Raw genomic sequence first — 13331 nt, forward strand, 5'->3', positions numbered from 1 at the left:
TAGCGGGTTTACCGCAGTTCGCTGCCCTTCGTTTCGGGCATCCGGAGGATCACGAAGAACGCGATCGCCGCCGCGACGGCGACATACCAGAAGAAGGCAGTGGCAGCGCCCGCCGCGGAAAGCGCGCTGAGCACGAGCGGCGCGGTCCCGCCGAACACGGCGACGGTCAGGTTGTACCAAGCGCCGATGCCCAGCCCGCGCAGTTCGGTGGGAAAGAGCTCGCTCATGATCGCCGGCGCCAGCGAGGTCATCGCGGTGTAGAGCGCGAGGCCGACGCAGAACACGATGAGCAGATTCCCGAACCCGGGCCGCACGAGGTAGGAGAGAGGCACGATCACGAGCGCGGTGGCCCCGGACCAGACCAGCAACTGAGGCCGCCGCCCGTGCCGGTCGGCGAGCGCACCCATCGGGTACTGGAGGACGACGAAGAGGGCGGTCGCGATGGAAAGCGCGAGGAAGGTGTCGACGTCGTTCGCGCCGCGTCCCTTGACCGCGAAGGAGGTGAGGGCGCTGAAGAAGGTGTAGTAGCAAAGCGTCGAGAGCATCGAGAACCCGATGAGCTGCCCGACCGCCCGCGGATGCTGGGTGACCGTGGTGAGCAACGGCCGTTTCACTTGCCGCGCGCTCTCCTTTTTCTCGTGGTACAGCTCGGTTTCTTCGAGACTGCGCCGCAGCCACAGCCCGACCAGCCCGAGCACGCCGCCGAGCAGGAACGGAATCCGCCAGCCGAACGAGGTGAGGTGCGCCTTGTCCATCGTGCGGGCGAGCACGAACCCGAGCACCGTCGCGATGAGCACCGCGGACCCGGTGGAGATGTAGAAGAAGGAGGAGTACCGACCGCGCCGCTCCTTGGGCGCGACCTCGCCGAGGTACGCGGAAGCGTTGGAAACCTCGCCGCCGAGCGAAAGCCCCTGCGCGATGCGCGCGAGCAGCAGGAGAATCGGAGCCAGCCACCCGACCTGCGCGAACGTCGGAAGCACGCCGATCGCGACCGACCCGCCCGCCATCAGCGAAATGGTGAGCAACATGGCGGGCTTGCGCCCGTGCACGTCGGCGAAGCGCCCGAGGAGCACGCCGCCGAGCGGCCGGAAGAAGAACGCGAGCGCGTAGGTGGCGAAGGTGTTGATCAGCGCGAGCGTTTCGTTGCCGGGAGGGAAGAACGCGCCGGCGAAGTAGATGCTGAAGGTCGCGTAGATCGTCCAGTCGAACCACTCGAGCGCATTGCCCGCACTGGCAGCGAACAACTTCCGCACCGGCAACCGATGCCGGGCGACGCCTTCGGTCGTAGGACCGGCCATCGGGCAACCTCCACACGTCCGCACGTCCGCCGAGTGGAACGGGACTTTGCCAGAAATGCCCGGAGATCGGTAGATCTCGCCCCATGATGGCGGTTGGTGCTTGTCCCACTGCGGTCTGTGATGCGGGAATGCTTTTGCCGCAGGGGGATCATGGGGGCGCGGGTGGCGATGCGGACGGTAGCCACGCGAGGAGGCGCGGGCGCTGGCCCGCCCTGCCCAGACTGCGTGGCGACGCAGCGGCGCAGGCTGCTCCGGCTGAGCCCGGCTGCTTGGCCGATACTTTCCCCGCCCCGCCCCGCCCCGCCCCGCCCCGCCCCGCCCCGCCCCGCCCCGCTTCGTTCGTGCGGCATCCCGCGGTCACCTGAACGGCCTCAGTCGCGTAGCGCGGATCGGGCGCACCGCGTCGGGAGGCACCGCAGCGGCATCACCGATTCAGTGCCCGCGCACCGGGCCGGATCAACCCGCCAGGACTAACCGTGCCCGACTCGCTCCCGCCGCAAACACAGCCTCGGTCCGCACCGGCCCGCGGCGAAGCTCAAGCCGATTCTGTTCGGTCGCCTGGGCCGCTGCGGAGCTCAAGCCGATTCCGTTCGGTCGCCCACGCTGCCGCGCACCTCAAACCGATCCCGCCCAGCCGCCCACGCACCCAGGCCGCACCGCACCTCAAGCAGTGGTCGCCAACGCGAACGGCAACACCCCCTCCGCCCCGGCCCGGCGCAGCAGCCGCGCCGCCAGTGTCATCGTCCAGCCGGTGTCGATCAGGTCGTCCACCAGCAGCACCGGCCCCTGCGCCTGCGCGACACTCGCCGCCACGTCGTCCGGCAGGCTCAACCTCCGCCACAGATCGGCCAGCCGTTGCGCGCTGTTCGCCTGCCGAGGCGGCGGCCCGGCCGACGTCAGCTCACCCAGGTAGTCCAGCCGCCCGATCGCCGACAAGCGCAACGCGAGGCTGTCGACCAGCTGCGGCCGCGTCGCCGACGGGATCGCCACCACCGCCACCGGACGTTGCGCCCACTGCCATCCCGCGAGCACCTTCACGCACGCGTCGAAAACCGAGTCGGGAACCTCGGCGTCCGGCGCGCCCGGGCCGAGCAGTTCGCGCAACCGGCCGCCCCAGCCCACGTCCGTGAGCCGGCCCAGCACCTGTCCCTGCTCGGCCTGCTCTTCCGTCTTGATCCGGCCCGACAGCGGCACGTCGAGCCCCTTCATCCCGCTCGGCCACTGTTTTCGCGGTGCCACCGCGACCCCGGGCCGGTCCAGCCGTTCCCGCGTCTCGCCCGCGACTTCCTCGGACACCGCGGTGTTCCAATGCTCCCCGGTGCAGTTGTCGCACCGGCCGCACGGCGCTGCCTCCGGATCGTCGAGCTGCCGCCGCAGATACTCCATCCGGCATCCGGCCGTGCGGATGTACCCGAGCATCGCCTCCTGCTCGGCCGCCCGCGCGACGCTGACGCGTTCGTACCGTTCCCGGTCGTACTCCCACGGCTGTCCGGTGCTTTCCCAGCCGCCGCGCACCCGGCGCACCGCACCGTCCACATCGAGCACTTTCAGCACCATCTCCAGCCGCGACCGGGAGAGCTCGACCGACGGTTCCAGCGCGGCTGTCGAAAGTGGACGGTCGGAGTACGCGAGCGCGTTGAGCACCTGCGTGACGCGTAGCTCGTCCGGGAACGCCAGCGATCCGAAGTATGCCCAGATCGCCTTGTCCTCCCGCCCCGGCAGCAGCACCACCTCGGCCCGCTCGACGCCGCGACCGGCACGCCCGACCTGCTGGTAGTAGGCGATCGGCGACGACGGCGCGCCCAGGTGCACCACGAATCCGAGGTCCGGCTTGTCGAACCCCATCCCGAGCGCCGAGGTCGCCACCAGCGCCTTGACCCGGTTCTCCAGCAGATCGTCCTCCGCGGCCTGGCGATCGGCCGGATCGGTCTTCCCGGTGTAGGCGGCCACCGGGTAGCCGCGATCGGACAGCAGCGCGGCGACGTCGTGCGCGGCGGCGACGGTGAGCGTGTAGATGATGCCCGACCCCGGCAGTTCCGCCAGGTGCTCGGCGAGCCAGGCCAGCCGCGCCTCGTCACTCGGCAGTTCGGCCACAGCCAGCCGCAGGCTTTCCCGGTCGAGCGGACCGCGCAGGACGAGCGTGTCCGTCTCGCCGCCGATGCCGAGCTGCTCGGCGACGTCCGTGGCCACCCGGTCGTTCGCGGTCGCGGTGGTGGCCAGCACCGGAACGCCCTCGGGCAGGTCGCCCAGCAGGGTGCGCAGCCTCCGGTAGTCCGGCCGGAAATCGTGGCCCCAGTCGGAAATGCAGTGCGCCTCGTCCACCACCAGCAGGCCGGCGCTGGCGGTGAGCTTCGGCAGCACGCTGTCGCGGAAGTCCGGGTTGTTGAGCCGTTCCGGACTGACCAGCAGCACGTCCACCTCGCCCGCCGCCACGGACGCCTGGACCTGGTCCCATTCCTGCGCGTTCGCCGAGTTGATGGTGGCCGCGTGGATCCCCGCCCTGGCGGCGGCGGAGATCTGGTTGCGCATCAGGGCGAGCAGCGGCGAAACGATGACCGTCGGCCCCGCTCCCTGTTCCCGCAGCAGCGCGGTGGCCAGGAAGTACACGGCCGACTTTCCCCAGCCGGTGCGCTGCACGACGAGCGCGCGCCGATGGTGCGCGACCAGCGCCTCGATGGCGGTCCACTGGTCCTCTCGGAGGGCGGCGTTGTCCCCGGCGAGCGCGCGGAGCAGGGTCTCGGCGCGGGTCCGGAGGTCTGGGGTGGTAGCGGTGGTGTCCACGTCCCCCGGTCTACCCCATGCCCCCGACAATCCCGGAGCCGACCGACCCCGAACGGACAGTTTCCGGCCGTAAACGCAGAGTTATGTGACTCATATCACAACAGTAACCTAGGTCGCAGTCGCGACGGGAAGCCCTCGCGTGCCCGCGCGTATAGGCTCACCGGCTATGTCACCACGCCGGATCGGGGTCATGGGCGGCACCTTCGACCCCGTGCACCACGGCCACCTCGTCGCGGCCAGCGAGGTCCAGTCGCGGTTCGCGCTCGACGAGGTCATCTTCGTGCCTACCGGGCAGCCGTGGCAGAAGTCCGGCCGCCGCGTCACGCGCGCCGAGGACCGGTACCTGATGACGGTCATCGCCACCGCGTCCAACCCGGTCTTCTCGGTGAGCCGGGTCGACATCGACCGCGGCGGCCAGACCTACACCGTCGACACGCTGCGCGACCTGCACGAGGAGTACCCGGACGACGAGCTGTTCTTCATCACCGGGGCCGACGCGCTCGAGCAGATCCTCACCTGGCACAAGGCGGGCGAGCTGTTCGACTTCGCGCATTTCATCGGCGTCACCCGCCCGGGCTACCGGCTCAATTCGCATCATCTGCCGAGCGGCAAGGTGAGCCTCGTCGAGGTCACCGCCATGTCCATCTCGTCCACCGGATGCCGCGAACGCGTCGAGCGGGGCGAGCCGGTCTGGTACCTCGTGCCCGACGGCGTTGTGCGCTACATCGCCAAGAAGGACCTCTACCGCAAGGACGCCGAGGCCTGACCGGGTACCCTCGTCCGGGCATACCCCGAATCTGAAGGAGCACTGTGGCAGCGACGTCCGAGGCACGGGACCTGGCGGTGGCGGCCGCGCACGCGGCGGCCGACAAGCTGGCCAGCGACGTGGTCGTCCTGGACGTGTCCGAGCAGCTCGTGATCACCGACGCGTTCGTGATCGCCTCCGCGGCCAACGAGCGCCAGGTCGGCGCGATCGTCGACAACGTGGAAGAGAAGCTCCGCATCGAGGGGCACAAGCCGGTCCGGCGCGAAGGCGCCCGCGAGGGCCGCTGGGTGCTGCTCGACTACGTCGACGTCGTCGTCCACGTCCAGCACGCGGACGAGCGCTCGTTCTACGGCCTCGAGCGGCTGTGGAAGGACTGCCCGCGGATCGAGGTCGAAGGGCTGGCGACGGTCCCCGCCAACGACACCGACGACGCGGACGGTCCGGAGGCGTGAGCCCGCGGCGGCTGCTGCTCTGGCGGCACGGCGAGACGGACTACAACGCCGCCGGCCGCATGCAGGGACACCTCGATTCCGCGCTGACCCCGGTCGGCTGGAACCAGGCGCGCTTCGCCGTGCCCGCACTCGCGCGCTTCGCGCCGGAGCTGGTGATCGCGTCCGATCTGCGCCGCGCCACCGACACCGCGACGGTGCTCACGGAGGCGATCGGCGTGCCGCTGCAGATCGACAAGCGGCTGCGCGAGACGCACCTCGGCGAGTGGCAGGGCCTGACCGGCGCCGAGGTCGACGAAGGCTATCCGGGCGACCGCCGGCTGTGGCGCACCAACGCCGCGTGGGCTCCGCCGGGCGGCGAGTCCCGGGTGGAGGTCGCCGAACGCGCCGCCGAGGTGGTCAACGACCTGATGCAGCCGAACTCCGACGTCGGCGAATCGGTCCTGCTCGCCTCGCACGGCGGGCTCATCCTCGCGCTGACCGCGAAGCTGCTCGGCCTTCCGGTCGAGGTCTGGCCGTCGCTCGGCGGGATCATGAACTGCCACTGGGTCGAACTCGGCCACCGCGAGGGGAAGTGGCGGTTGCACGCGTACAACGCGGGCATCACCGGCTGACCCGATGAGCCCGCAGCTGCTCGTCTTCGGCGATTCACTCTGTTTCCACGGCCCCGAGGGCCCTTGCGCGGCCGATGATCCGCGCCTGTGGCCCAACGTCGCCGCGAACGCGCTGTCCGGCCAAGCCGATCTTGTCGCCGGAATCGGCTGGACCGCGCGAGACCTGTGGTGGTCGCTCACCGGCGACCCGCGCGTGTGGGCGGATCTGCGTCGCGTCGACGCCGTCGTGCTCGCCGTCGGTCACATGGACACACTGCCGTCGCCTCTGCCGACGTACTTGCGTCAGGGGCTTCGCTACCTTCGCCCCGACGGCGTGCGTCGCGTTGTACGCGGTGCTTATCTCGCTGCGCAGCCACGTTTGTCTGTCGTGATGCGCGGACGTCCTCGCGTGCTTCCTGCGCGCCTGAGCGTGAGCTATCTGGACCAGTCCGTCGAAGCGTTGCGCGCGCTACGCCCTGAGTTGCCGGTGTTCGGCATGCTGCCTTCGGTGCACCGCGCTGATGCGTACGGACGCGTACACACGGGACGCGCCGAAGCGGCCGCTGCGCTCGCTTCGTGGGCCGCGCGACGCGAAGTGCCGTTGCTCGACACGCCCGGCGTGGTTGGCGAACATGTCTTGAGCGGCGCGGGAAATCCCGACGGCATGCACTGGGGATGGGCCGGGCACGAAGCTGTCGGCACCGCGATGGCGAAGCTCGTTGCCCCGCACCTCGGCTCTGGCAACGTAGGCTGACGACGTGTCGGTCGCCGTGGTCACGGACTCCACCGCGCACCTGCCCGAAGGCTTCGCCGAGCGGCACTCGGTGCGGGTGGTGCCCCTGCACGTCCTGGTGGAAGGCGTGTGTTCGCTCGACGGCGTCGAAATGGGTCCCGCCGCGCTCGCGGAAGCGCTGGGGGAGCGCAAGATCGTCACGACTTCGCGGCCCACTCCGGCCGAGTTCGCCACCGAATTCCGGGCCGCGCTCGACGCCGGCGCGGACGCCGTCGTGTCCGTGCACCTGTCGAGAGAGCTGTCCGGTACCTGGGAAGCCGCCGTCCTGGCCGCGGAAGAAGTCGGCTCGGACCGGGTCCGGGTCGTCGATTCCCGCACCACGGCGATGGGTTTGGGCTTCGCGGCCCTGCATGCCGCGGACGCCGCCGCTGCCGGAGCCAGCCCGGCCGAAGTCGAAGCAGTCGCGACGAAAACGGCCGACCGATCGTCGACGTTGTTCGTGGTCGAGACGCTGGAACACCTGCGCCGAGGCGGTCGGATCGGCTCGGCCGCGGCGCTGCTCGGCACCGCGCTGGCGGTGAAACCGGTGCTGCACATGTCCGACGGCCGGATCCTGCCGCTGGAAAAAGTGCGCACGATGAACCGCGCGATCGGGCGCTTGGTCGAGTTGTCCGTGCAGGCGGCGGGGACGGGGCCGGTCGAGTTGGCGGTGCATCATCTCGCTTCGCCGGAACGCGCTGTCGAGTTGGCGAACCGGCTGGAGGAAGCGATCCCCGGCTGTGCCGGGGGATGCGTGGTGTCGGAGATCGGCGCGGTCATCGGCGCGCACACCGGCCCTGGCGTGCTCGGCGTGGTCGTGCAGCGCGCCTAGCTGAGTTCCTGGTTGCCGAATCGCGCGAGCAGATGCCAGACACGTTTGAGCGCTTGCTCGTCCTGGCCGGTGGCTTTCCCGAGGATACGCGGATCGAGCTTGCCGTCCTCGGCGAGTTCTGCGCCCAGCGCGGTGAATTCCGGACCTCGGTATTCGGGATGCCGGAGCAGTTCTCCGGTGTCTAGCCGAAACCCGTCGTGCCATTCGACCGCACCCAGTTTTTGGGCCGCGGTCTCGATTTCGGTTCCTCGGTAAGACGGATCGAGAACCAGCGCCTCGACGTCCCGCGCCAGATTTACCTCTCCGTGCACCTGCGCCTCGATGTAGTCGTCCAGCAAGTCTTTGTCGTCCGCCTCGGCAATCGCGACCAGCTCGGAAAGCCGGGCCTCGACGCCGAACGAGGTCGGTTCGAAAACGCTGTCGGGATAAGCGAAAGTCGTGCGGGACATCGTGTGCCGCGCGAGCCGCAGATACGCCGAGCCGAACCGCGGCGAGCCGCCTGTCTTTCGGCCGCGAAAATTCAGCGACCCGTATTTCGGCCGGTGCGCGGCCGCGACGTCGTCGTAGACACCAGCGAACAACCGGCTTTCCCAGCGCCAGCGGTCTCCTCCCCGACGCGCGGTCAGCCCGCCGTTGCTGACTCCGGTCTCGAACTGCGAGCGATACCGGCCGTCGCGCGCCATGCTCTCGAGGATCGGCACGCCGTTGACGAGCCGGTCCGGATGGAAATGCAGCGTGACCCGCCACGACGGATCCGCCGGGCCGCCAGCCGCCAACGCGGCCACGTGAGCGACCGCGCGTTCCCACGGTTCCGCGCGAATCACGGCCAGGCCATCGTGATCGTCCGCTCGAAGTCGACGTATCCCGCGCGCCGGAACGCGTTCGCCATCGGGACATTGCCGAGATCCGTCGCGGCCCGGATGCGAGGAACTTCTTGGGCGGCAAGGATTCGGGTGCCCTCGGCGAGAATGTCGTCGATGTAGCCGTTGCCGCGATGCTCGGGCAGGACGGCGAGATATCCGATGATCGGGTTGTAGTTGTTGCGCGCCGGCGTGACGAAACCGACCGGCGTGCCGTCGGAGAGCGTCGCGACCCGCCACCAGTCCCGGGGGCTGCGGTAGTGCGCCAGTTCGTCCTCGTAATGCCGGATTGCCGCTTCGCGAGCGGACATCCGGGTCAGGTCGTCGCGGCTGTGCGCGTCGAGCGTCCCGTCCAGGACGCGGGTCATCAGGTCGAGGATCTCGGCTTCGTCGCGGATCGGGCGGAAGACCAGTCGGTTCGGTGGAGCGACCGGAGTCCCCGGTGCCCACTCGAAGCGCAGCCGCTCGGCGAGCAGCTTCGCACCGGTCTGTTCGAGCGCGGTCATCCGGTCTTCGACCACGCTTCGAGTCGCCGCTTCTTCGCGCCAATCCGAGGGGACCAGCCGGTGGTAAGTCGGAGGCCGGGTGCCCGTCGGCAGAATCTCCGCCATCGCAGTTCGCAACAGCCGCGCTCCGACGGCCACGTCCTCAAGATCGAAAACGTCCAGCACAAACGGGACCGGCTCCTCGGCGCGGCCCCACCACGCGGCCCTGGCGACGAGCTCGCCGCTGCGAAGCGCGACCCACATCCACCCCGGCCTGCGGCGACCGGCGGCAAGGTCGTCGGCGAGTTCGTGGTCGAGGGCGTAGGTGAGCCGGCAGAAGAGATCGAGCTCTTCCGGCCCCGTGATCGGGCGCAAGGTCAGTTCGGCGTGGTCCACAGCTGCGGCGGCTCCTGTTCGACGGCTGACTACCAGGTCTAACGGATGACAACGGAAGGTGCGAACGCTTTTCGATCACCCGTGCCGCAGGCAAACCAGCCAGTATGACCGCGCACCCCGACAAATTCCGCCGCGTCTCCGGCCGCGACGGCCGAGTTGTCCCCAAGGGGCGGGTTGTCCACAGATCGCGCGGAACCCTCTCGCCGCCGAGCCAGCCGACGCCTAGCGTCGATCGTGTGTTCGAGAATTCCGCCCGGGATCCGGGCACTCCCGTGAACGTCAGGCTCACCTGGCTGGCCGACCAGCTGGCCGTGGTCCCGCATACCGCCGGAACCGGCGGCCAGTCAGTGCGTCGCTGGCTGCCCACCGGCCGCGCGGGCCGAGCAGCGCGCGGACGGTTGTCGGCAGGTGCAGACAACCAGCTGTCCGCGGGCACGGAGTTGCCTGGTGTGCTTGCTCGGGACGCGGGGGCGAAGCATCGAGTGTCTGCAGGTGCTGACAGTTCGCCTTCTCGCGACGACCAGCGGTCGGCGATCGTCGACGGTGCCGCGGACAACCGACTGTCGGCAAGTGCCGACAGTCACCTCCTGGCAGGCGCAGACGCCTCGGCAGCTGACTCAATGCCACACGCGCGGCCAACAGGTCTGAAAGCCCGCTTGTCTGCAGCTGCTGACAGTTCACCGCTTTTGGGTGGGCAGTCCGTGACCGACGCGGACGGTTTGCCGCTCAAGTCCATACCGCACTCGCGGCCAACAGGTCTGAAAGCCCGCCTATCTGCGTTTGCCGACAGTTCAGCGCTTCTGGGCGACCGATCCGCGACCGACGCGGACAGTTTGCGGTCCAAGCCCATGCCACTCTCGCGGCCAACGGGTCTGAAAGCCCACCTGACCACACCTGCTGACAGTCCACCACTTCCGGACAGCCAGCCGACGGCTGCGGCAGACACTTCCCCATCCAGCTCCGCACGACTCTCGCAGCCAACGAGCCGCAAAGCGCGATTGTCCGCACTTGCCGACAACCCAGCCCCTCCGGAAAACCAGCTGCCCGCCGGCAAACTGGTCCGCAGCTGGCTGCCGGAACACACCGAACAGCGGTGGACACGCCGCTGGCTCCCCGGAGCAACCGGCCTGCCGGGCGTTCTGGGCCGCCGAGGAATGATCTTCGCCCTCGCCTTGCTGGCAGCCGCCGCGGTCGTCGCCGGTGGCCTGGCGATTTTCGGCCGCTCACCCGCGGCCGAGCTCGCCCCGCCGCTCCCGACCGCCCGAGCGCAGGCGCCACACGCCTCGAAAGCCAACGAGAGCCTGGTAATCAGCGTCGTCGGCCACGTGCGCTCCCCAGGACTCGTCACCGTGCCCTCGGGTTCCCGCGTCGCCGACGCCCTCCGCGCCGCCGGAGGCGCGAACCCGGGTGTCGACCTGACCGCACTGAACCTCGCCCGCAAACTCACCGACGGGGAACAGCTGGCGGTCGGCGTCCCCGCTGCGCAAGCCGCACCGGCCGGTTCAGCCGCTGCAGCCAGCAAGATCGACCTGAACTCCGCGACCGCCGAACAACTCGACAGCCTCCCCGGCGTCGGCGAGGTCACCGCCCGGCGCATCACCGACTGGCGCACTCAGCACGGCGGCTTCTCGAGCGTCGAACAACTCCGCGACGTCGATGGCATCGGAGAAAGCAAGTTCCAAAAACTTCGCGAGCAGGTGACCGTCGGATGAAGCTGGAAACCGAGGAAAAGTCGCGCCGTGACCACGATTTCCGCCTTGTCCCCGCCGCCGTCGCCGGATGGGCGGCCACCCTCGCCGGACTGCAACTCGGTTGGTGGGCCGCGACCGTGATCGGAGCCGTCGCGGTCATCGGCGCCGCGGCGCTTCTGGCGCGCGGCCGCTCCCGATACGCTGGCGTTGGGGGAGCGTTGCTGCTGGCCGGGCTCGTTGCCGCTGTGCCAACAGCCCTTCGCATTCACGACGCGGCATCCGACCCGCTGGGAGCCGCCGCAGCCCATGGCGTCACAGCGACGCTGCGGGTCGAGATCAGCGAGCGCCCACGGCCGATCCACCAAGCTGGCTACGCAGACCAGCAAGCGGGCACTCGCTCAGTGGCGATTCCGGCAAGGGTTACCACGGCTACAGTGGACGGTCAGCCCGTCGAGTCGACCGGCCGGGTTCTGTTGCTGGCACCGGTCACCGGATGGAGCGGTCTGCTGCCAGGGCAGGAAGTGTCGACGTCCGGACGGCTCCTGCCCGCACGCGGCGGCGAGCTGACCGCCGCGGTGCTCTCCGTCCGTGCCGCACCCGTCGACGCAGGACCGGCGCCGTGGTGGCAGCGCGCCGCCGCGGCTCTGCGGAGCAGCTTGCATTCGCTGTGCGCGATCCTGCCGGAGGAACCGGCGGGCCTGCTGCCCGGACTGGTGCTCGGCGACACGAGTGCGTTGCCGCAGCGGGTCGAAAGCGAGTTCACCGCCTCCGGGCTCACCCACTTGATGGCGGTGAGCGGCGGAAATCTTGTCATCATCGGCGGAGCTGTCCTGCTGCTGTGCCGATTGATCCGAGCAGGGCCAAGGTTTTCCGCAGCGGCGGCTGGTGCCTGCTTGGCGGGATTTCTCGTCCTGGTGGGTCCTGAACCGAGCGTGGTGCGGGCCGGTGTCATGGGCGGTATCGGTTTGCTCGCGCTGGCTCTCGGACGACGCGGTTCAGCGCTGCCCGCATTGGCGTTCGCGGTGTGCGTCCTGGTGGCGTGGGATCCGACGATGGCGGCGAACTTCGGCTTCGCGCTCTCGGTTCTCGCGACGGCCGGGCTGGTGCTGCTCGCGCCGCGCTGGGCGGATTCCTTGGTACGACGGGGAGTTCCATCCGGTTACGCCGAAGGCCTCGCCGTGCCACTTGCCGCTTTCGTGGTCACCGCACCAGTCATCGCCGGAATGGCGGGCACGGTCAGCCTGGTCTCGGTCGTCACCAATGTCCTTGCGGCGCCAGTGGTCGCGCCGGTCACCGTGCTAGGCGTGCTCGCGACAGTCGTCGGGCCGTGGTGGCCAGGTGCCGGGCAGCTGCTGATCCATCTGGCGGACCCGGAGGCGCGGTGGCTGATCACTGTCGCCCGACACGGCGCGAGGGCACCAGGGGCAGCGCTGTCCTGGCCTGGCGGCTGGTGGGGCGGATTATGCGCGGCGGGCCTGCTGGTGGTAGTCGTGGTGGCGGCAAGGTTTCGCCGACTTCGGCTGCTGGTGGCGATCGGCCTGGTTGTTGTGCTGCTGACGGTCGTGCCGGCCAAAGTCCTGGCCCCCAGTTGGCCGCCGGGCGGCTGGGCGATGGTGGAATGCGATGTCGGACAGGGAGATGCGGTAGTTCTCGCGACTGCCGAGCCCGGCCGTGCCGTGGTCGTGGATACCGGGCCGGAGCCGGGGCCGGTCGACGAATGCCTGCAGAGGCTGGGAGTCGAACGGGTGCCGCTGCTCGTGCTGAGCCATCTGCACGCGGATCACATCGGTGGTCTCGCCTCGGTCTTCGACGGACGGGCAGTCGGTGCGATCGCGGTCGGGCCCGGACGTGCTCCAGCGTGGGCGTGGCAGTCGGTTTCCGGCGAAGCGCGGCGTCGTGGCGTGCCGCTCGTGCAGTTGAGCGAGGGGCAACGCCTGGAATGGCCGGGATTGTCACTGGACGTGCTAGGTCCGCGCTACGCCACTGCTCGGTCACCTGCGTTGCAGGACGGCACGATGATCAACAACAGTTCGGTGGTCCTGCGCGCCGACACCTCGGCTGGCCGGGTCTTGCTGACCGGAGACGTTGAACTGGCTGCGCAAGCAGACCTGCTCGCCGAGGGCGCCGATTTGCGGGCTGACGTATTGAAGGTGCCGCATCACGGCTCGAGATATTCGCTGCCGCAGTTCCTCGCGGCGGTGCGGCCGCGCACCGCGCTGATCAGTGTCGGCGCGGGCAACGGGTACGGACATCCGAGCAAGTCCACAGTGGACGTTCTCGGCACGATGGGAGTGCTGGTCACCCGGACCGATATCGACGGCGACACCGCCGTTCTGCCCGCGGGAAACGGACCGGCGGTCGCACGCCGGGGTGAGCCGCGGGGTCCGCCGCGATAGGGCAGCGGACCC

Annotated in this window: 11 protein-coding genes; 7 read left to right on the plus strand and 4 right to left on the minus strand. The window is 69.6% G+C overall.

What is annotated here, in order from left to right:
- Positions 1 to 8 precede the first annotated feature (8 nt).
- The gene (locus ACFXI3_RS03815; RefSeq protein WP_344283792.1) at positions 9 to 1298 is read right to left on the minus strand and encodes an MFS transporter; all 1290 of its coding nucleotides are present in this window, start codon (positions 1296 to 1298) and stop codon (positions 9 to 11) included.
- Positions 1299 to 1961: 663 nt separating this feature from the next.
- Positions 1962 to 4079: a RecQ family ATP-dependent DNA helicase gene (locus ACFXI3_RS03820; protein ID WP_344283794.1), complete on the minus strand. Its 2118-nt coding sequence runs from the start codon at positions 4077 to 4079 to the stop codon at positions 1962 to 1964.
- 166 nt (positions 4080 to 4245) lie between these two features.
- Between ACFXI3_RS03820 and nadD the strand changes: the two genes are divergently transcribed.
- The 5 genes from nadD to ACFXI3_RS03845 are packed head-to-tail and all read left to right on the plus strand — an operon-like array spanning position 4246 to position 7491.
- On the plus strand, positions 4246 to 4845 hold the full coding sequence (gene nadD, locus ACFXI3_RS03825) for a nicotinate-nucleotide adenylyltransferase (protein ID WP_344283797.1): 600 nt from the start codon (positions 4246 to 4248) through the stop codon (positions 4843 to 4845).
- Positions 4846 to 4889: 44 nt separating this feature from the next.
- A complete protein-coding gene (gene rsfS / locus ACFXI3_RS03830) occupies positions 4890 to 5297 on the plus strand; it encodes a ribosome silencing factor (RefSeq protein WP_344283800.1) in 408 nt (135 codons plus the stop codon).
- The gene (locus tag ACFXI3_RS03835; RefSeq protein ID WP_370935631.1) at positions 5294 to 5908 is read left to right on the plus strand and encodes a histidine phosphatase family protein; all 615 of its coding nucleotides are present in this window, start codon (positions 5294 to 5296) and stop codon (positions 5906 to 5908) included. The genes rsfS and ACFXI3_RS03835 overlap by 4 nt, the downstream gene beginning before the upstream one ends.
- Before the next feature lie 4 nt (positions 5909 to 5912).
- Positions 5913 to 6641: a diglucosylglycerate octanoyltransferase gene (octT, locus tag ACFXI3_RS03840; protein WP_116200457.1), complete on the plus strand. Its 729-nt coding sequence runs from the start codon at positions 5913 to 5915 to the stop codon at positions 6639 to 6641.
- Between the two features lie 4 nt (positions 6642 to 6645).
- Positions 6646 to 7491 (plus strand): DegV family protein, encoded by an 846-nt coding sequence (locus ACFXI3_RS03845; protein ID WP_378397862.1) that lies wholly within the window; start codon positions 6646 to 6648, stop codon positions 7489 to 7491.
- Here ACFXI3_RS03845 and ACFXI3_RS03850 read toward each other — a convergent pair.
- Both ACFXI3_RS03850 and ACFXI3_RS03855 read right to left on the minus strand, forming a co-directional pair.
- Positions 7488 to 8315, minus strand: a complete 828-nt coding sequence (locus ACFXI3_RS03850; protein WP_378397863.1) for a DUF3626 domain-containing protein — start codon at positions 8313 to 8315, stop codon at positions 7488 to 7490. The genes ACFXI3_RS03845 and ACFXI3_RS03850 overlap by 4 nt on opposite strands.
- Positions 8312 to 9232, minus strand: a complete 921-nt coding sequence (locus ACFXI3_RS03855) for a GNAT family N-acetyltransferase (RefSeq protein WP_378397864.1) — start codon at positions 9230 to 9232, stop codon at positions 8312 to 8314. The genes ACFXI3_RS03850 and ACFXI3_RS03855 overlap by 4 nt, the downstream gene beginning before the upstream one ends.
- A gap of 701 nt (positions 9233 to 9933) precedes the next feature.
- On the opposite strand from ACFXI3_RS03855, the gene ACFXI3_RS03860 reads away from it, so the two are divergent.
- Together ACFXI3_RS03860 and ACFXI3_RS03865 are read left to right on the plus strand one after the other, a co-directional pair.
- Positions 9934 to 10944: a helix-hairpin-helix domain-containing protein gene (locus ACFXI3_RS03860; protein WP_378397865.1), complete on the plus strand. Its 1011-nt coding sequence runs from the start codon at positions 9934 to 9936 to the stop codon at positions 10942 to 10944.
- Positions 10941 to 13319 carry a ComEC/Rec2 family competence protein gene (locus tag ACFXI3_RS03865; RefSeq protein ID WP_378397866.1) on the plus strand — a complete coding sequence of 793 codons (2379 nt, stop codon included), beginning with the start codon at positions 10941 to 10943 and terminating at the stop codon, positions 13317 to 13319. Before ACFXI3_RS03860 ends, ACFXI3_RS03865 begins: the two co-directional genes overlap by 4 nt.
- Positions 13320 to 13331: the final 12 nt, after the last annotated feature.

The organism is Amycolatopsis sp. NPDC059235 (genome assembly GCF_042754125.1).
GTDB lineage: Bacteria > Actinomycetota > Actinomycetes > Mycobacteriales > Pseudonocardiaceae > Amycolatopsis > Amycolatopsis albidoflava.